Raw genomic sequence first — 19,785 nt, forward strand, 5'->3', positions numbered from 1 at the left:
ACGGAGCCACGCGGTCGTGTTCGCGGCACCCTGTCGTGCGGGGATGCCTTGGGCGTCGACTTCCCGCAGCAGTTCAAGGTTCAGGGCGGCCAGCTGGCACGACAGCACCTGGACCCAGTCGACATCATCGATGAGCTCCTGCGGCGAGCGCGCCCAGGTGGAGATCCGCGCGCACTCCTTGAGCGCGTCCTGTACCGCAGCCCACGGCCTATCCACGAACCCGACGCTACCGACGACCTGCGACGCTTTCGAGCCGCACCAAGGAGCCCTGTGGACAACTCGGCCCCTGTGGATAACCCGGCGGCGTCGAGCACGGCTTCGGCCTGAACAAAGGCCGTTGTCCCAGCGGGTAAAGCATCGCGCTACCGCGAGCAGAGTGCTTCGGCCGGCGCGGAGGTAAAGTGTGCGAGCCGCATCAATCAAGTGTCGGAAGTGTTCATGCCTCGTCGGTCACCGGGCGGGATCAGGGCAGAGCTGGCGCGGCGACGACGATGGATGCTGCTGCCCCCTTCGCGTAAAGGGTTTATCCCTGGGCTGTCGGCGTCGGCCAACCATCAGATAGTCAGCTTTGAGCGATCTCGCGGGCTCGCGGCCGGGCAGATGGCCGCGGCGTTGGGGATGGTGCACAACCCGTTTGCTCCGCCGGACCTGCCCTGGTGGCGGCGGACAGAGTCTTGACCATCGAGGACAGGCCACGTGCGTGGCTGTGGTTGGAGGGCCAGACCGGAGACTTCTCAGTCCAGGGCCATTGTTCCCGTGACGTAGCGCATACCGTATCGCTCGCCAATGACGTTGACCTTCTCCAGGTCCATCGCACCCTCGGCGGTCCTGACAGCGTTTCCCGCCGCGAACAGATCCTCCATGAACTGGTCCCAGCCGCCCGGCGTCGAGATCTGCAGCGCCCGCACCGGAGGCTGGGAAGCGTTGCGCATGGCGTGTGGAATGCCATGCGGCAGTAGCGCGCACATCCCCGGCGTCAACCGGTAAGTCTCGTCCTGGAAGTCGACCTCCATCTCACCTTCCAGTACGTAGACGAACTCGTCCATCAACTCGTGCACATGGCGTGGGATGTCGACGTCCAGGCGATTCTCCAGTACGGCGAGTCGACCCTCACTGTCAGAAGTGGCGACCTTGACACCGAACCCGGGCGGCAACGGGACCCGGGTCTGCCGGGTCTGTCCAGGCTGCAGCAGAACGAAGCGGTCAGCGGACATGGGCGTCCTCCCTGTCGATCGCATGATGCTCGGTTTGACGACTCACAACGATACACGGGAATCGGAGAAATTTCTCCGCTTAGGGACTGGCGTTTATGCTCGCCAAGTGACCGCCCGCCGTGCGCCCGCCGACCGTGCGACCGCCGATCGTGCGACCGCTGGCCAGGCGACCGCCGACCGTGCGACCGCTGGCCGTGTGAGCGCTGGCCAGGCGGCCACTGGCCAGGCAACCGCTGAGCCACCTCTACGCGCCGACGCGCAGCGCAACCGCGAGAGGATCCTCACCGCGGCCCGCGAACTCTTCCGAGAGCAGGGCACCGCGGTCGCCCTCGACGACATCGCACGCCGCGCCGGAGTGGGCGCGGGCACCCTGTACCGCCGATTCCCCGACCGCGACGCCCTCGTCCGGCAAGTCATCATCGATGGCTTTGAAATCTGTCTGGCAGCGGTGGAAACAGCTCACCAGGAACTGGCTGATCCGGCCGGGGCGTTGGATCGTCTGTTCCGGCGCGTGATCGAGCAACGCGAACGCCTCGTACTCCCGCTCATCGGCGGCCCGGTCGTCCACGATCCGCGAGTACAGCAACTCCAACACGCCATCCGCGACGCGGTGGAGGACATCCTCACGGCTGGCCGAGCCGCCAACGCCGTGCGGGACGACGTCACCGCAGAGGACCTGATCACCGCAGCCGCCATGGCCTGCCGCCCGATGCCGCATCTACCGGGCGAGGTAAGCGCGGCGCTGGCCGCCCGGCACGTCGCCATCTACCTGCATGGGTTGCGTCCCGAAGGTGCTCTCCCTCTGCCCGCGAGTGCGCCCACGGCCAAGGAAGTCGGCCGGCACGTCGCCATGGAAGGGCGTAATCCGAAAGAAAGCTAACGAGAAGTACTGCTAAGCGGCTTCCAGGACGAAGAACAGGAAGCAGATGAAGGACGCGTCGGGAGACTTCGCGTTCCCGAGGATGTCGGGGAACAGCTCGCGGGCGCCCGGTGCCGGGGGCGGTTCGCTGACGACGGCGATCCGGAAGCCGGCTTCCGTGAAGGCGGCGGTCATCGCGCGCAGCGGACGGTGCCAGTACGTCAGCACCGCGTTCTGGCCGTTGAAGACGTATTCCTCGGAGTACTCCTGGATCCCGAAGTAGTCGGCATCGGGATAGGCCAGCCGGTAGGCCATGGGATGGTTGACCGCCACGATGAGTCGACCGCCGGGCACCAGGACGCGCCGCAGTTCGGCGAGCGGCGCTTCCCAGTCCCGCAGGTAGTGCAGGACCAGGCACGCGATGACGTCGTCGAACGCGCCGTCGGGAAACGGCAGTGAACGGCCGAGATCTGCCACTCGCAGGTCCACACCGTCGCCGAGGCGCCGCTTGGCCAGCTCCAACATTCCCACGCTGTTGTCGACGCCGGTGACGACCGCACCCCGCTCGTGCAGAGGCGCGAGCACGGGGCCCGAGCCGCAGCCGACGTCGAGGACCCGGCGGCCGGCCACATCGCCGGGCACATCGCCGGCCAGGTTCAGGATCGCCGGTAGCGCATAGTGGGCGTTGATGAGGTTGGACTCGTTGTCGGTGGCGTATGCCTCGGCGAAGCTGTCGTAGTCGTTGGCCACGGTCTGGCTCGCCGGCTCGGTGGAATCGTTGAGAGTGGAAGACACGCGGGCCATCCTGACACGGCCCGTTGGCACGGTTCCGGAGACGGGCGCAGTGACATGCCCGCGTCAGCTCCGGACAAAGGTGACGCGGGGCACGCCTTCGACCGTCCGCGCCGCGAAATCCGCCGACGTGAACGCCGGCCCGGTCCGTAGCGCGCCGACGAGCGCGTCGAGGTCGACCACGCCGTCGGCGCCGCGCCAGTCGCCGGGCAGTTCGGCCGGGCCGAAATGCAGCGCCTCCGGCCGTTGGTGTATCTCCACCCGGACTACGTCGCCGGCGAACAGGCACAGCAGCACGTCCGGCGCGACGAGGTCCCGGCGCAGCGTCTCGACGCCGCGGATCTGGCCCCCGGGGCCGGTGTCGTACCCGTCGACGAGCAGCCCCGGCCAGCCGGAGACCAGGCTGGAACGCAGCAGGAAGCCGCTGACCACCGGGTGCGCCGGCACCGCGTCGACAAGCGTGCTCTTCTGCTCCCGGTCGACCGGCTTCAGCCGGCCGGTGAGCCGCCCCAGGCTGAACGCGCCGTCGAGCAGGCAGTCCGCCCACACCGGGTCGACGCGTACGAACCGGATCGACTCCGGCGGTAGCAGGCGCTCGTCGGGCACCAGGTAACGCAGCGGTACGCCACGCAGCAGCCGCAGGTCGCCGAACCAGGCCGCGACGTCCGGCGGCAACGCCGCGACGGGGTCCGGCGGCGCCCAGGCCGGGTGCAGCAGGTTCGCCTCGGCTGACCGCACGGCCTGGGCGTTGGCCCGCTTCCAGGCGTACAGGCTGGCCGAGAGCTGCTGGCTGCGCAGCGCCAGCAACCGGCCCAGTTCCCACGCGGTCGCGTACGAGGCGTCGAACAGGCCCAGCGTCGGGTCGTAGCGGATGAGCTCGGCGCTGGACTGCACCGGGAGGTCGAGTTCGTCGGGTGGGTCGCAGGGGATGAGCGGGCCCCGGTACCAGGAGACTGTGGAGCGTCCGGGGCGCAGGTGGTGCGGCAGCGGCACCGAGCCGGCCGCCAGGTGCCGCTCGGCCTCGGGATCCTCGGCCGGCGGAAGCCGCAACGCGGCCGGTGTGCGGTCCAGTCCGGTGAGCAGGCCGGTGAAGTCACCGGCCGGGTCGGCGCAGGCGAACCGCCAGCTCTTGAGGCTGATCAGGCGGATGTAGTCGTCGGGGGCGGCGGTGCCGAAGTCGAACGAACCGTCGTGGTAGCGGCTCTCGACGGACACGAGATGGACGACGCTGATCCCTCCCGAGCGGGGCAGCCGGCGGCCCAGCACGACCGAACGCTCGTCGTCGATCAGGTTGCCGTCGGTGTCCTCGGCCCGGCGCACGTGGGTCAGCAGCGAGACTTCGGCCGCGGACGGCAGCAGGGTGGCCAGCAGCCGCTGCTGTACGTCGAGGACGGTCACCTTGTCGCTGTCCTGGTGCTCGGCCGGGTCGAGGTCGAGCCCGGGCCACTGGGGTGCGCTCGTCGCCGGGATGAGTTGGCCGAGCGTGGTGATGGCGGGCTCCCGGTACGCCTGGGTCCGCTGCTCGTCCTCGGTGAACAGCAGGACGGCCAGCCACGGTGCGGACGCACCGTCGGCCCGGTACTCCCACGGCATCGTGCTGCGGGTCAGCACGGCGTGCGGCAGGACGTCCGAGTGGTCGCCGAGGCTGCCGTCCGGTGGGAAGACCGCGTACACGTCGGACGGGCGCAGGGTGAAGCGGTCCCCCGCGACGGTGAACTGCCACTGGGTCGGGAAGCTGTCGGCGGCTATGCGGGGGCCGCTCACATCCTGCTGTACGTCCATTGTGTACAGTCCGGGCGGCATCGCCGGGCGGTGGTAGTCGAGGAACATCACCCGCGCGGTACGGGCTTCGTCGAGTGGCTCGAGGTTCATGCCGGCTTCCCGCCGCGCTCAACTGTCTGACGTTCGCTCATCGCATAGCCCCTTGAACTGTGAGGAACGCGTCCGCGACGGACGCGTCGACGTCGACCGGTGCGGTGATGCCGAGGGCGGCCAGCAGCCGATCGCGGGCGGCCACCGTGGAGCCGGCGGCGATGGTGTCGCGGATGGCCTGCGCCTGGGCCGGTTCGCCGCCCAGCGGCCCGGGCGTGCCCGACTCCCAGTGGTAGGTCGGGGTCACCACCGCGTCGACGTACTGCCAATCGTCTTTCGCGACGGTCGTGCCCGCGGTCGGTTCGGCGTCGGCACCCGGCCGGATCTCGAAGCCGGCCAGGGCACGTTCGACGAAGTCCGCGTCGCCCAGCGCCGGGGTGAGCTTGTCACCCCACAGCGCGGCCGGCAGGCGCTTGATGACCGGGGTGAAGGTGAAGTGCTGCTCGGCGCGCTGCCCGTTGCGGCTGATCTCAATGGTGTGCGACGCGGTCAGCGCGCCGGCCGGTACCGCCATCGGGGCCACCCCGACCTGGCTCAGCGCCAGGTCGCTCAGGTCGATCGGGGCCCCGGCCACCGCCGAGGTCGCCGGGATGACCGAGTCGGTGACGAGCACGAACTGCTTCGGGTTGACCACCCCCAGATCGTTGGAGGCGGCGCCGCTCACCTTGCGGATCAGCCCGTCGCGCAGCACGACGCCGCAGGCCGAGGCGGGCAGGAATGACGCCTTGAATTCGGTCCACTCGATGGCCGGTGGCGGCTTGGGTGCCGCGTCACCGAACGCGATGTCGAACTCGATGACCGACAGGCTGACCCGGGCGGTGCCGGAGAAAGCCGGCCCCCACAGGTGCAGGTCGGCGCTCGCGTCCAGCCGGATCTCCCGGGTGCCGAAGAACTCGAAGCGGTAGGAGACCTGGAGGCTCGCATACGCGTGCGCGTCGTAGTGGTACGGCTTCCAGGCGACCAGGAAGTCGGCGCCGGCGTGGAACCACGCCCGCAGGTCGCCGCTGGTCCAGGTGGCGTCCAGCACGATGCCGCACATCAGCATCGACGGCGTGAGCGCGAAGTACGACTCGCCCTTGACCGCGAGCTGGTCGCTGACCTTCCAGTTCAGGCCGAGCCGAGGTACCCGCGGGTAATGGTCGGGCACGGTGAAGTTCGGGTGGTAGCCGCCGAGCGTCAGCACGAAGTCGCCGGCGTGGGGCACCGGTGCGCCGGTGCCGGGGAACCAGCAGGAGAACGCGAACCCGCCGGTCAGGTGGCAGTCCCGGGACAGCAGGTACGAGGCCGGGGTCAGCTGCGCCGTGACGCTGAGGAACCCGTCGTCCGGCACAAAGCTGGCCTTCAGTGCCAGCTGGAGCTCGGCCAGCGGAGGTACGGCCGCGTCTCCCGGGATCCGGGGCGGAACCACCATTGTGGACAGTCCGAGCAGGTTCACCTCGAACCGCTGCCCGAACGCGACGGTCAGCAAAGCGAACGAGTCGAGTATCTGGAACGACGTGAACCGGATGCCCACCGCGAGGAAGTTCTGCCCGATCGACGGTGGCACCGCCGAGCGCAGCGCGGCCAGTTCAGCAGCGACCCGCTGGGCCGGGTTGTCGGTCGAGGCTGGGGGAGTGGCGCCCTTGGTCGCCTCGGCTACCAACGGGAACTGCGCGACGCCCTCGACCGGCGGCACGATCAGCGCCCGGTTGTACCCGAATCCCGCGGCCAGCCCGGTGACGAAGAAGAACGACGGCCCGCCGATCGGGTAATCCAGTACGGCGTAGATGAACAGGGACGGGTGCCCGTCCAGGTACGCGTACGAGCCGATCGCCGACAGGGTGAGCGCCTTGGCTTTCAGGACCGCCGCGCCGTCGTACTCGTCGTATTTGCGTCCCTGGTCGTCGGTGACCGTGGTGCGCAGGAACGCGGCGCCGATCTCGATCGCCGGGTTGCGGTAATCGATCCCCAGTCCGCGCAGGTCGAACCGGGGGTCGAAATGGTCGACCGGCGAGCCGAGGGCCAGCCCGTCCAGCGCTATGGTCAGCCCGAGCGCGGACAGTGCCGCGTCCAGCAGCACCCACAGCACGGCGTCCTGGTACCGCACGCCGATGCGGGCCAGGTACAGCGGCCCGAGCGTCTTCTGCAACGTGAACCACTTGGCGGAGTCTGAGGACGTGACCGCGACCGGGGCGGCGGGTGTGGCGGGCTGGTTGCCGCCGGTACCCGATCCCGTGCCCGCGGCCACCGGCAGGGCCAGCGTCTGCGGGGTGCCACCCAGGTTGAGCCGGGCCGAGACGGTCAGGCCCCGGGGTACGGCCACGTCCGGCGTGCCCGGGGCGGACGGGACCGGCAGCTTGGCGACCGCGTCGGGCAGCGATGCGTTGATTGCCGCCACGCCGGCCCGGTCCAGGGCCCCGGTCGCCACCAACAGCCGCAGATCCTCGATGCTGGCCGTCTGGTCGTCCGGCAGCAGCTGCCCGACCAGCGGCAGTCCCGACAGGTCGAGCCGCGCCCCGAGATCCAGTCCGACCAGCACGGTGGTGCCCGCCGTTGTGCGGTTCACGGCCAGGATCGCGTCGTTGAGTTCGATGGTCAGATCGGTGGGTACCAGCGCCGCGACGTCGGACGAGACCGTGGCGACGAGTTGGCTGACGCCGATGGTGCGGGCGGCCCCGGTCCCCCGGTAGGTCGCGACGAACAGGGTGTCGGTGCTGCTGGCCGCGAACCGCAGGTCGAACGCGAGTTCGCCGATCGTCAGCTGCCCCCCGAACGTCCCCTCGTACCCGTCCGTCCCCTTCTTGAAGGTGATCGAGACCAGGATGTCGGCCGACTGGTCGGCGCCGACCGGGAACGTGGCCTCGGCGCCGAACGTGACGTCGGTGGACTTCGTGCCGAACGTGGCCCGCAGATTCGAGACCGTGAGGCCGGCCAGCGGAGCCGGCAGGTGGATCCGGGCGAACTGGTCGCTCAGCGAGTCGACGAGCTTGCCGATGGGTATCTGCTGGCCGGGGCCGGTCTGGCCGGCGAACCGCCAGCCGTCTGTCGAGTCGTACCCCGCCCTGACCGACACGTTGATGTTGTCGAGGCCGAACGTCGCTGCCGCCTCGAAACTGGTGCGCGCGCTGGAGTGGCTGACGTCGAAGCTGATCTCGGAGAGCACCACCCCGTCGGTGATCGACCAGGTGCCGTCGAGCTGGAGGAGGCTGCTGACCGCGAGCGGCGCGTCGGTGGCGGGCAGCGTCACGGTCGATTCGTACCGCTGCACGGCGAGGTTGGGCAGGTCCGTCGCGTCCCGGCCGGTCAGCGCGGTGTAGACGGTGCTCACCGGCAGCGGCGGGTCGCCGGCACGCAGCCGCGCCCCGATCATCCGGCTCTGGGAGTCGGCGTTGATTTCCAGCGACGCCACCCCGGCTATGTCGATCAGGCCGGTTGCCGCGACCGACGGCCCGGTCGGCTCCACGGTGAACGTGATGTCGATTCCCGCGATCGTCAGCCGGTCGGTGATCGCCCACTGCGCCCCGGTGTGTACGGTCGCGGCGAGCCGGGCCACCGGGTTCGTGGCACCGGGCGTGTAGAGCAGTTCGACGCGAGCCAGCCGGACGGTGCCGGGCACCTCGAAGGGGAACGGTACGGCCAGCGCCTGCCCCAGGAACGTGGCGATGTCGTCGAGGCGCAGTTCCCCCACGTCGCTGAAGTCCGCGGCGAACAACGCGGCGTCGGCCGGGCCGATCAGCTCGGCCGAGATCGCGATACTGCGCGCCACCGCGTCGAGGTTCACCGGCAACGTGCCGGCGACCGCGAGCCCCGGGTCGTACGGCGGCTCGCCGAGCGCCGCGGTCGGCCGGGGATCGGCGGTCGTACGGTAGTGGATCCCCGTCACGTGCAGCGGGCCGAGGTCAACCTGGCGGGTCGGACCCTCCACCACGACGTCGGGCCAGCGGTCGGTGCCGAAGCTGGGGTCGACGTCCGGGGCCGGTTGCACGGTGACCGACCCGGTGAGCGCGCTGCCCGCCGGGGGCAGCACGAGGTCGGGTAGGGCGATGCCGGTGGCCGTGGTCAGTTCGCCGGCGAAGGCCAGGTGGGCCGCGGCCGGGTCGCCGCCGGTCCAGTCGAACGACAGCACCGGGGCGGAGAATCTCAGCAGGTTCAGCAGCGTGCCGCGCAGGCGGGGCAGGCTGGTCCCGAACGACCACGTGGAGCCACCGGCGGCCGCAAGGTGCAGGGTCACCTCGCCGGCCACGACCGCGAACGCGGCGGTGACGGTGAGGCCGGTGAAGGGTTCGGCCGTGCCGGTGCCGGTCACCGACACGCCGTCGTCGGACTCGGTGCGCTCGGTGACCGGGTCGAGCACCAACTGCCCGCCGGGCGGCAGGAACGGGCCGAGCGCGGCGGCGAGCCCGCTGGAGAGCGTGTCGAGGGCGACGGTCAGGCGCTGCTCGACCACGACCAGGGCCGCCTTCAGCGATTCAGGAGTCATTGGGCACCCACTTGGTTGTTGAGGATGCTGAACAGGGTCGCGATGTCGGCTTCAACGCCGGTACCGATGAAGGTGAGTCCGATGGCTTTCAACAGCTCCGGATAATCGTCGACCAGCGAGTCGCGCTGCTCGCGGTTGAGCTGATTGCACAGCCCGATCGCATCCGTGAGGTTCGCCTGGTACTCCCCGTAAGGGTTGGTCGACGCGCTCCGGCCGGCGTCCGCCGCCACCGCGGCCAACCAGTTGTTGCGTAACGTGTTCAGCGCGGCGACCGCGAATCGCTGCGGCAGGCTGTCCCAGCTGTCCTCCAGAGCCCCGATGACATACGTCCTCGAAGTCTCGTCGTCGCGCTCCTGTGGCTTGTTCGGCTTGGGCGGCGGCTCGAGGACATCTTCCTCGGCCAGCACCAGCCAGGACGTCTCCGGCTTCACCGGGTAGCGCTTGGTGAGCAGTAGCCGGTTCACCATGGCCTCATAGTTCATCGGAGTGGCGGTAGTGACCTTCATCTTCGCCATCCACTGATCGGCGGGAGCCGCGGTGGTCAGCAGGGACGGATCGATCACGAACGGGCGGTTCTCGTTCCCCAGAAAGACGATGGGCGCGATGTGCCACTTCCAGGTGAATCCCGTCGCGCCGTTCGGATCGGTCAGGTCGTCGCCGAAGATGGAGTCGACTTCCAGCCCGCCGTAGTTGATGAGGATGAGCTTCTTGACGGTGTAGCCGGATGTCTTGAGAAGCTCGGCCATCGCGTCGGCCCGCGCCCAGCAGTGCATGCTGCCGGCCAGGAAGGGTATCCGCCGCCAGATCTGGTGTCTGTCCTTGAAGACCTCCCGCTCCATCGCGGCGGCCAGGGCGGTCAGCTCCTGCTCGGTACTGACGTAGCCGTTCTGGTCAGCGAACACGCGGTCTCTGGGCACCCGGCCGTTGAGGCCGGCGAAGGTACCGGTGAGGATCACCACGTCCAGCATCGGCGCCGCGCCGTCGTCGCGCGGCCGATAGAGCCGGACCGGTTCGTCGATGAGCGCCACCGGGTTGCGGTTGGAGTCGTACACGACCTCTCGCGCGGTGTCCGACGCCCACAGGAAGAAACCCATGCCGATCTCCCCCGCTCAGGCCGCGTCGAGAACGCTGGATGTGTTCCAGTTCTGCAGGACGGTCCTCAGGTCGATGCCGATGCGGCCGAACAGGTCGTGGATGTCGGCCTCGACGCCGGAGCCGGTGAAGGTGCCCCAGACATCGACGAGCAGATTCGGGTAGTCGGCGAGCAGCCGATCCCGGGTCCAGGGCATCAGGCGGGCGAACTCGTCGCGTGCCCCGCCGAGATCCTTCTGGTAGTCCGGGTACGGGTCGGGGACGTCTCTTTTCGAACCGTCCGCGTAGACCGCCCGGCGCCAGTGGTCGAGCAGGACGTTCAGCACGGCGGCGGCGCGCCGCACCGGTACGGAGTCCGTTGCCTGCTTCAGGCAGACAGCGATCATCTCCTCGTCGGTTGCGGGCACGTCCTCCAGGTCTTCGAGGTCGGGTGGGCCGGCGGTGCGGGGCGGCGCGACCACCAGCCAGGGATTGTCGTTCGGGCTCGCCGGCCACCGCGGGTTCTGCCGCAACCGTTGCACCATCGCTTCGTACGTCATGACCGTGACGTTCGCGGTGGTCATCTTCGCCACCCATTGGCGCGCCGTGCCGGCCCCGTCCAGCAGGGACGGGTCGAACACGTACGGGTTGCTGTCGTTACCCAGGTAGACGAGGGGAGCGATGTGGTACCACCACCTGACCGACGCGCGGTCGCTCAGGTCCGGAGGGTCGTTGCCGTAGATGGTGTACGGGCGCAGCACGCTCCTGTCGATGAGCATGATCTTGTTGACGAGGTACCCGGAGTACTCGAGCCGCAGGGCCATCAGCTCGGCCCGCTCCGAACACATCTCCGCCGGGTTCTGGAACGGCACCGGCCGGAGGATGCCGTCCTTGGCGGTGAACTGTTCCAGGCTCATCGCGCCGGCCAGGATCGTGAGCTGATTTGGGCTCCCGATGTAACGGTTCCCGTCGGCCCGCAGCCTGTTCCTGGGCACCCACCACACCTGGCCGGCCATCGCACCGGTGAGGATCCGGACCGGGACCAGGGCCGTGCCGGGGTCCTGCGGCCGGTAGACCCACACCGGTTCGGTCACCGTCACCCAGGTGTTGACGGGATTCGCGACCGTACCGGGGTTGTAGATGTCCACCGGTTGCTGGACGGACGCGTCGATCACATAACCCACCGGACCTCCTCCGCTAGGCAGAAAGGCCGGCTCAGAACGGGAGTTCCAGGAGCGTGACGCCGAAGAAGTCGTTCGTGTCGGTCAGCATGTCGGGGGCGTCGGAGAGCTTGTCGACGGTGAGCGTGTGGTTCCCGGCGGGCAGTCCGGTCTTCACCATCGTCCCGTCGATCGGGTAGTGCTGGTTGCCCACGCTCACGAACCGGATCAGCTCGTCGACGATCCCGCTGTCGATGCGTACCATCAGACCGAGCCCGCCGGGGTTGCGCCGCCAGCCCGTGCCGTGGACGAACAGCAGCACCGTGCCGCCGGACGTGGTGAACACCCCGCTCTTGACCGGCAGCGGTCCGGACTGGTTCTGCATCAGCGAGGCGGCCTGCCACATGGGGCTGCGGATGGCGCCGTTGACCAGCAACGCTGTGCCGGGCGTGTCTTGGAGACCGATCGTGACCCCGCCGCCCAGCGGGTTGAGCAGGAGCGGGCGGGCGCCGGTCCCCTGGGTGACGGCCTGGATCGAGCCGTAGTCCGACCCGGTGTGGTACCCGATCGTCAACTGGTCGCTGGCGTTCGCGCCGCCCTGGACGAGGATCTGGCGCGCGTCCTTGCTCGATGCCGAGTCGGCCCGCACGGTCAGCGAACTCGCCGGATCGTCGGTCCCGACGCCGACCTGGCCGGTGTCCTTGACGGTCACCAGCGCGCCGGTCGCACGGGTGTTGAGCGCACCTCCGGCCGACTCGCGGGACCGGGCGATGCGCAGTTTACGTCCGCTCTGGTCGCCGAAGCGCAGGCACGGGCCGTCGGCGGTCGGTTCGAGGCCGACGCCCTTGACGTCGTCGCCGACTTGCAGCGGGCGGGCGGGGCTCGCCGTGCCGACGCCGACGTTGCCCCGGTCGTCGTAGTGGATCGGCCCCTTCTCGAGGGTGCAGACGAACTGGCCGTCCCAGTAGCCGGGGATGTTCTCGTAGCGTAGGTACAGGTTGGTGTCGCCACTGGGCAGCGCGGTCACGATGTTGCCGACGGTCAGCTGGATGACCTGACCGGGGGCCAGGACGGAGTCCTTCTTGTGGGTCAGAGTCCACGCCAGGTCCTTGCCCAGTTGCCGGCCGGGGGCGACGACCCAGTCGGCCTCGTCGAGGTTGGCGCCGTCGATGGCATCCAGGGTGCAGGCGGCGAGCGCGTCGGGAGTGGCCAGGCCCCAGGTCTTGCCGGAGTCGAAGGAGAGGATGAATGTCGACGGGGCGGCGCCGGTCAGGCCACCCAGGGTCAGGTTGGCGCTGGACACGTTGGTGATGCGGACGGTCAGGGTGTTCTTTGTGACGCCGTCGTTGAGGACGCTGTGCGACCCGGCGAAGCCGACGTGCAGCGGGATGTTCTTCTGGCCCCGCTGGTTGACCAGGTCCACGTGGATCAGCCGCAGGTCGGCCAGCGGGGTGCCGTCGGCGTACCGCAGGCCCTGCATCCGCAGTTCGACCTGCGTGCCCCGGGCGCCGCCGGTGCCGTCCGCACTGATCTGGTTGAGCAGCAGGCGCACCGGGGTGGCCGGGCTCAGCGAGCGCAGGCCGGTGCACAGCAGGTACAGCGAGACGGTGCCGTCCGGCTGGCGCTGGGGCCCCGTGGCCGACCAGCCGTCCTGGTCGGCCACGCTCAGCTTGTCCGCCGACACCGCGGAGAGCACCCCGGGCCGGAACCGCACCTCGAAGTGGTACCGGTCGGCCGAGGCCACAGTTCCCGCATCCGGCGGGTCGAAGAGGATGTCGGCGCCCGAGGTGTTGGTCAGCTCCAGGTGGGCGTGATGCTCGGACGGGTCGTCGGCGATGGCGAGTACGGCCAGGCCGTCGTCGTCGAGGAGGGCGAAGTCGATCGGGTAGCTCGCGCGGTCCATGGGCGCGGCGTCCAATACCGTGATGACGGGCGGGTTGGTCATGTCGTCGCTCCCAGTCTGCTGAGTTTGAGCCATCCCTCGCGCAACTGCCGCGGGCCGGCGGTCCCCGCGGAGTCCGGCGGCACGAGCCGCCGCTGACAGATGTCCAATGTGGACCGGATGAGGGTCTCCATGCCGGTCAACGGCGCCGGCAGTGCCGGGGCGGCCGGGGCGTCCAGGGCGACCCGGGCGGTGTCGCCGGATCCGAGTGGGGCGAGCCAACCGGTGTCGGGCCCCGCCAGCCGGTCCCAGGCCGGGGCGGCGATCGCGGCGGTCGCCGCGGTGGTGAAGTCGGCCAGGGTGAGTTCGGTGCCGACCGGGGTGAGGACCGGCTCGATGGCCGCGGCGTACGGGCCGGGCGGGCCGGCCCGCTCCTCCGGCGGTACGACCTCGGCCCGGGTCGAGTCGGCGTCCAGCGGCCGCAGCCACCGCACCTCCGGCACGAGCAGCCGCTGCCACAGGGCCCGAGCCAGCGTGTCCTGGAAGGCCGACCGGTCGACGGTGGGCCACGACCGGGTCTCCTGCCACCCGCCGGTTGTCCGCTCCACCCAGGACCAGTCGGCGCCGGGCTCGTCGGGCAGCGGCAGGTCCAGGACCGCGCCGGGGGCGAGCAACGGGCCGGCGACGAAGGTCACCTCGATGCGGCCCAGCGCGTCGGCGTACTGCTCGGTCGGGATGTCGATGCTCTTCACCGGCAGTACCCCGCAGGTGGCGTGGACCGCTCCACGCGGGTCGACCAGCATCGTGAGGACCTCGGGCGCTCCGGTCAGGGACAGGTCGAAGGGCGCCTCGCCGTCGGCGTGGGTGCGGATGGCCGGGTCGTCGATCGGCTCGCTCAGCGGTGCGTAGAACGGGTCCTGGTACCCGTCGCCGGCCTCCCGCCAGTACCCGACCAGTCCGTCCTCGAGCCGGCGGTAGTCACCGACCCGGATCGGCACCCGTACCTGTTCGAAGCCGCCCGTCGCCCGGGTCGTCCGGGCCAGGTCGGCGCGCAGGTCGGCCCAGCTCTGGCTGGCCGCGGGCAGGCCGCGCAGTTCCAGGTTGAGGGCGGCGCGCACCACGGCCAGCGGCCGGCCGACCAGCAGCGCCACCCCGTCGGATCCGGCCGGGCCGGCCGGGTCGATGTTCTCCAGTGCGCTGTCCAGCGCGCCGTGCAACGCGCTCAGGAAGCCGGCGCCCCGCCCCCTCAGGTAGGTCACGAGCTGGCGCAGGTGCGAGTCGGGGATCTGCTCGGGCGCGGTCGGCGCGGTGCCGGGGGCGTACTGCCACTGGCCGTTGCGATCCAGCGCGCCCAGCGCGGCGCCGTCCGCCCCATGGAACATCAGGCTTTCGTCCAGGTGGTTGGCCAGGACCCAGCCGCAGAGCGGTGTCTCGGCGGCCAGCTCGGTCAGCTGCTGGTCGCCCACGTCGGCGGAGAGCCAGCGAAACGACAGGCGGGCCGGTTGAACGACCCGGGGCGGAAGGGTGACCAGGTCGTTGTCGCCCGAGACCGGCATCGTCTTGGCGGCCAGCACCCGGCTCCAACCGGGATCCTGGACCCGCCCGTACGAGTCGAGCAGCCGCAGGCGCCGCAGCCGCAGCGCGCCGGCTCGCAGCGGGCCGAACTCGTTGCCCGGCTGCGGCGCGCTGCGGTTGTGCCCACGCAGGTACGGTGGGGCGTCACGACCGCCCTGGACGTAGGCGCGGACAGCGTCGGTGAAGCGACGGTAGTCGTCGAAGCCCAGCGGGTCGGCCACGTCCAGTTGCAGAGTCTGCCGGCGGGACAGCAGCGCCTCGTTGAAGCCACCCAGCGACTGCGCGAGGGTGGGGGTGCGGCGCAGCTCGACCAGGGCCCGCAACGCGGTGCCGACCGGGTCCGGCCCGCCGTCGGCCGGCTGGGGCTTGCCCTGCTGCCAGTCCAGCAGCCGCCGCAGGTTTTCGTCGTCGGCGAGGTATTGCGCGGCGTCCGCGTCGGACATCGCCGGGAGGTCCTGCTCCCGCTGGTACACGCTCATCACGTAGCCGGACAGCCGCCGCAGGTACAGGTCCTGCGCGTGCGGGGTGAGGATGCTGGTGCCGGAGTACACGGTCGCCGCCGCCCGGACCTCGCCCTGCCCGTCCCGCCAGTGCAACTCCGGCTCGTCCTCGGCCAGCGTGTAGGCGCTCCGCAGGAAGTCGGCCGGGTACGCCGCCGCCGGGCCCGCCGGCAGCACCTCGACCTCCCAGGCCAGCAGCAGCGGGTCCCACGCGCCCGGATCCCATGCCTGGAACCCGATCCGCGTCCTGCCGTCGGCCGGCGCCAGCCCGTCCAGCAGCCGGACCAGGGTGGCGGCGTCGTCGCGGGTCTGCGGCGGCAGCGGCGCGCTGTCGGCGATCTGGCAGTCGAGCAGGCCGTCCGGCCGCAGCCGTCCGTCTTGGCCGTGTCGCAGAGTCGCGGACATCCCGTCGCCGGCAAGCAGCACCACCGGCTCGGTCGGCTCCCAGTAGCGCGGCGCCTCGACCTGCTGCAGCCGGTAGGCCAGCCCGGCCTCGGTGAAGGCCGGGCTGCCGTTGAGCGCGTCGAGCGCGGCCCGCGCGTCGGCCGCGGCCCGGGCCACCGCCGACGCGGCCGAGTTCGGGTTGGTGTCGACGGCCACCGGATAGGGGTCGCCGCCGGCGTCCGTCCGCGGCTCGACGACTCCGGTGGAGGCGACGCGGCCGTTCAGCTCGGTCAGGTCGCGGCGTTCGATGAAGTGGCGCACGTCGTCGATGGCCGGGTAGTCCTCGCCGGTGCCGGCCGGCGGGTACGCGCACAGCATGTACCGGTACCAGTCGGCGAAGAGCTGATCGCAGAGCGATCCGATCTCGTCGGTCGCCCGGTCGTAGGCTTGCTGGGCCGCGTTGAGCGCGTTGACCGCGTGGTTCAACCGGTCGACGACCGGGACCAGCTCCTCCGGGATCTGCCGGGCGAGCGCGTTCTGCCGGTCGGTACGGGTCGCGTCGGCCGGCGTACCGTCCCCACCGGGCCGGCGTACTGTCCACAGTGGACCTGCGGGAACCGCCACGAACCCGCTCTCGTGAACCGCGGTGGCGAACCGGGCGCCGGCGTCCGGCCCGGACGGGGGCACCCGCGGGGCCAGCAGCACGGCGGCGAGCTGGTCCTCGACGGTGGAGGCCGGCGCCTGGCCGAGCGCGTCGGCGAGGTAGGCGCCGAGGGCCTGCCCACCGGTGTTGCCGAGCACCACGGTCACCGGTGACTCGGGCGGTGCGACGGGGGCCGCCGCGTCCGTGAATGCCAGGCGGGCGTAATACAGCAGCCGCCCCGGGACGGCCTGTCCGGTCGGCGGGGCCGCCCACCCGGCCAACCGGGCGAGGACCGTGCGCGGGTCCTCGTCGGGTGCGGCGGCAAGCAGTGTGGCCAGGTAGTCCCGGGTGCCGTCGTCGTGCCAGCCGATCACGTCGTAGCGCAGGCCAGGCCCGACTGCGACGCCGTCGCCGTCGTAGAGGCCGAACACGTTGCGGCAGTTGGGGTAGAACGCCGCGAACAGCGGGTCGCCGTAGCCGACCGCGGTCAGGTCGGCCAGCCACCCGCTGCCCGGCTCGTCCACGACCTGCTCGCCGAACGCGACCACCCGGCCCAGACAGCGGTACGGCGGCGAGGTGCCGGCGGTCGCGGCGTCGAGCGGGTACGCGACGCTGCCGGTCTCGGCTCCGGTGCCGGGCGGGTGCAGGTAGTCGCTGTGCACCAGCCACGCCTTTTCGAACGGCTCGCCGGTGCCGTCCCGACCACGCAGCACCAACCACCGGTTCGGCGCGGCTGGGAACGTCAGACCGTCCGATGTGGACCGTGCCCGGGTCAGCGCGTCCGGCAGCGCCCAGTGCAGGTGCACGCCGGCCGGCAGGCGCAGGTTCTGGTTGGCGAACGGGCTGGCGAGGACGGCTTCGCTCAGGTACCCGACGTCGGAGTGCACGTCACGGGTACCGTCGAAGTACGGCAGCCGGGTGAAGTCGGCCAGCGTGTCGACCACCCCGCGATCCTGGGTGAGCACGAGCGCGTCGAGGTGCACGGGGACCATCAGAACAGCCTGATCGGGCATGCGGAATTCCCCCATCACTGGGTGGATTACAGGCGCGGCAAGCATTCGCGAGAGGTTTTCGCGGGAAGTGTCATACAGTATTGCCGAGCCGCACCCGCTTCACCATGGATGGTGGGTGTCCAGCACCCGACTGAAAGGTCCCGCACTCCGGAGTGCGGGACCTTCCGGGGGTGCGAGCCACGCGGTCGCACCCTGGGTTCTCTGTTGAGGCGGTTCAGCCGCTCGTACGGGTGAACGTCACATGCGTGACTCCGCTGGGCGACGAGACGGCCTCGACCTCGTAGCGCTTCTCGAGACCCTCCAGCCCGTCCCAGAGGCGGACGCCGCGGCCGAGCAGGATCGGGACCACCACGACGTGTAGGTGGTCGACGAGCCCGGCGGCGACGAAGTCACGGATCACGGTGGGGCCTCCGCCGATGCGTACGTCCTTGCCGTCCGCGGCCTCGCGGGCCCTCTCGATCGCCTCGGCAGGCGAGGCGTCGATGAAGTGGAATGTCGTGCCGCCCTCCATTTTGATCGACGGACGCGGATGGTGAGTGAGGACGAAGACCGGCGTGTGGAACGGCGGGTTGGGACCCCACGCGCCCTTCCACTCCGGGTCCTCGTGCCATCCGGGGTATCCCCACTTCCCGGCACCCATGATTTCGGCGCCGATCCCCCGATCGTGCTGCTGGGTGAAGACATCGTCGATGCCGCCGCTACCGCCGTGCTGCCACCACCGAGTGGCGAACATCCACTGGTGCAGCCGCTCCCCGGCGTGACCGAAAAACGCTTCGCGGCTCTGCCCCTCACCAGTGCCGAAGCCGTCGAGTGAGATCGAGAAGTTGTGGACGCGGGTGATCGACATAGCTGCTGCTCCTTCACGACTGGTCTGGGTCGTGGCGCGGCGCCAGACGCGCCGAGCCAGACTGGTCGGACGGTAGCCGGCTCCACCGGCGCCACCGTCCGGCGCTGTCATGAGAACGTCGGAGTCGACCCGGTCGAATCGACATCACCCCCGGGAAATCTCTCGACTTCGTCGAACTTCTCATCCGCTAGGCGTCCGCGTGATCGGCTTTGGCGAGAAACTGGGCCAGCCTGGCGTAGCTGTCGCCGCCGTGGCCCGCTGCGGCGGCCCGGCCAATGATCCGTTGTACGGCCTCCAGCGGTGCGGTGTCGATGCCGCGAGCGGCAGCGGCGGCGCTGACGTGGGCCACAGCGGAGTTTGCCGACGCGATGCTGGAGACGTCGGCGGGAAAACGGCCGGCAGCAAGCTGATCGGCGAACCTGTCCGCCATGTCGGGCAACAGGCCGCCGATTCCCTTGGCGAAGCGGGCGAACGCGGCAAGCTCGATGCCCTCGGCGACGGCCAGGGCGAAGGCGTGCGCGAGTCCGCCGACGGCCATGGTGAACAGGTCGAGCAACGCCATCTCGTACGCCGCCCCGGTACCGACGTCGTCGCCGAGGTAAATGCTGGTGCCGCCGAAGGTCTCGAGCAGGGTGCGGCCGCGATCGAAGAGGGAGCGCGGGCCGCTGTAGAGGATCGTCGCGGCACGTGTACCGATCGTGGTCGCCGGCGTCAGTATGGCGCCATCCAGGTAGCCGATGCCGCGTTGTGCGGCCCAGCCCGCCATGGCACGTGCTTCTCCGGCGTGGCCACTGCTGAGGTTGACGAGCGTGCACGTGGGCCAGTCGGTGACATCGGCCACGCTCGCGCGGACGGCGTCATAGTCGATCATGCAGGCGACGGTGATCGATGCTGCGCGTACCGCGTCGACCGCCGTGGGCGCGAGCACGGCGCCCTGGGCCACGAGTGCCCGGGCCTTGTCGGGAGTGCGGTTCCAGACCACCGTGGGGTGGCCGCCGGCGATTGCCGCGGCGGCGAGCGCCTGGCCCATCGGGCCAAGCCCCAGGATGGCGATGGCCGGGCGCAGTTCGTTTTCGAGGTTGTTGTCTGTCACAGCAGCGACGGTAAACCTTCACGTTGACGTGAAGGTCAAATCCTGATGTGCTCTGGACATGCGGATCAGCGACCTGGCCCGGCAGACCGGCGCCACCCCCCGCGCCCTGCGCTACTACGAGGAGCAGGGCCTGTTGAAACCCGCCCGCCGCGCGAGCGGCTACCGGGACTACGACGGGCAGGCAGTGCACGCGGTGCGGCACATCCAACTGCTGCTCTCCGCCGGCTTGGGCACCACCGCCATCGCCGAGATCCTGCCCTGCGTCCCCGACAACACGACGGTGCTCGCACCCACCTGCCCCGAACTCCTCGACGCCCTGGCCGAGGAGCGCACCCGAATCACCACGTCCATCGAGAAGCTCGGCGCGGCCCGCGACATCCTGGACCGCCTCATCCAGGGCCCACCCGACCCACGCTGACCA

Annotated in this window: 13 protein-coding genes; 2 read left to right on the forward strand and 11 right to left on the reverse strand. The window is 70.3% G+C overall.

The genetic code is table 11. The annotated features are described in order from the left end of the window. Nucleotides 1-216, reverse strand: a 216-nt coding sequence (locus tag Raf01_RS16440; protein ID WP_373319536.1) for a hypothetical protein, incomplete at its 3' end; no start/stop codon positions are given. Nucleotides 217-734: 518 nt separating this feature from the next. Continuing rightward, complete coding sequence (locus Raf01_RS16445; protein ID WP_203918769.1) at nucleotides 735-1,214, reverse strand: cupin domain-containing protein; 480 nt, start codon at nucleotides 1,212-1,214, stop codon at nucleotides 735-737. 106 nt (nucleotides 1,215-1,320) lie between these two features. Here Raf01_RS16445 and Raf01_RS16450 point away from each other — a divergent pair, with 106 nt between their 5' ends. Then, on the forward strand, nucleotides 1,321-2,094 hold the full coding sequence (locus Raf01_RS16450) for a TetR/AcrR family transcriptional regulator (protein ID WP_203918770.1): 774 nt from the start codon (nucleotides 1,321-1,323) through the stop codon (nucleotides 2,092-2,094). Between the two features lie 12 nt (nucleotides 2,095-2,106). Here Raf01_RS16450 and Raf01_RS16455 read toward each other — a convergent pair whose 3' ends face one another. The 9 genes from Raf01_RS16455 to Raf01_RS16495 all read right to left on the reverse strand — a co-directional run bounded on the left by Raf01_RS16455 (nucleotide 2,107) and on the right by Raf01_RS16495 (nucleotide 19,364). Further along, nucleotides 2,107-2,868 carry a class I SAM-dependent methyltransferase gene (locus tag Raf01_RS16455; protein ID WP_239133660.1) on the reverse strand — a complete coding sequence of 254 codons (762 nt, stop codon included), beginning with the start codon at nucleotides 2,866-2,868 and terminating at the stop codon, nucleotides 2,107-2,109. Between the two features lie 63 nt (nucleotides 2,869-2,931). After that, nucleotides 2,932-4,737, reverse strand: a complete 1,806-nt coding sequence (locus tag Raf01_RS16460; RefSeq protein ID WP_203918772.1) for a hypothetical protein — start codon at nucleotides 4,735-4,737, stop codon at nucleotides 2,932-2,934. A gap of 37 nt (nucleotides 4,738-4,774) precedes the next feature. After that, nucleotides 4,775-9,196, reverse strand: a complete 4,422-nt coding sequence (locus Raf01_RS16465; protein WP_203918773.1) for a DUF6603 domain-containing protein — start codon at nucleotides 9,194-9,196, stop codon at nucleotides 4,775-4,777. Continuing rightward, entirely contained in the window at nucleotides 9,193-10,290 is a 1,098-nt protein-coding gene (locus Raf01_RS16470; RefSeq protein WP_203918774.1) for a protein-glutamine glutaminase family protein, read from the reverse strand. The genes Raf01_RS16465 and Raf01_RS16470 overlap by 4 nt, the downstream gene beginning before the upstream one ends. A 15-nt stretch (nucleotides 10,291-10,305) precedes the next feature. Further along, nucleotides 10,306-11,451 (reverse strand): protein-glutamine glutaminase family protein, encoded by a 1,146-nt coding sequence (locus tag Raf01_RS16475; RefSeq protein ID WP_203918775.1) that lies wholly within the window; start codon nucleotides 11,449-11,451, stop codon nucleotides 10,306-10,308. A gap of 31 nt (nucleotides 11,452-11,482) precedes the next feature. Beyond that, nucleotides 11,483-13,372 (reverse strand): hypothetical protein, encoded by a 1,890-nt coding sequence (locus tag Raf01_RS16480; RefSeq protein ID WP_203918776.1) that lies wholly within the window; start codon nucleotides 13,370-13,372, stop codon nucleotides 11,483-11,485. Then, the gene (locus tag Raf01_RS16485; RefSeq protein ID WP_203918777.1) at nucleotides 13,369-17,424 is read right to left on the reverse strand and encodes a hypothetical protein; all 4,056 of its coding nucleotides are present in this window, start codon (nucleotides 17,422-17,424) and stop codon (nucleotides 13,369-13,371) included. The genes Raf01_RS16480 and Raf01_RS16485 overlap by 4 nt, the downstream gene beginning before the upstream one ends. 214 nt (nucleotides 17,425-17,638) lie before the next feature. Then, nucleotides 17,639-18,271, reverse strand: a complete 633-nt coding sequence (locus Raf01_RS16490) for a dihydrofolate reductase family protein (RefSeq protein WP_203918778.1) — start codon at nucleotides 18,269-18,271, stop codon at nucleotides 17,639-17,641. 187 nt (nucleotides 18,272-18,458) lie between these two features. After that, nucleotides 18,459-19,364, reverse strand: a complete 906-nt coding sequence (locus tag Raf01_RS16495) for an NAD(P)-dependent oxidoreductase (RefSeq protein WP_239133661.1) — start codon at nucleotides 19,362-19,364, stop codon at nucleotides 18,459-18,461. Between the two features lie 58 nt (nucleotides 19,365-19,422). Between Raf01_RS16495 and Raf01_RS16500 the strand changes: the two genes are divergently transcribed. Further along, nucleotides 19,423-19,782 (forward strand): MerR family transcriptional regulator, encoded by a 360-nt coding sequence (locus tag Raf01_RS16500; RefSeq protein ID WP_203918779.1) that lies wholly within the window; start codon nucleotides 19,423-19,425, stop codon nucleotides 19,780-19,782. The last annotated feature ends 3 nt before the right edge of the window (nucleotides 19,783-19,785 follow it).

Source organism: Rugosimonospora africana (genome assembly GCF_016862975.1).
Taxonomy (GTDB): Bacteria; Actinomycetota; Actinomycetes; order Mycobacteriales; family Micromonosporaceae; genus Rugosimonospora; species Rugosimonospora africana.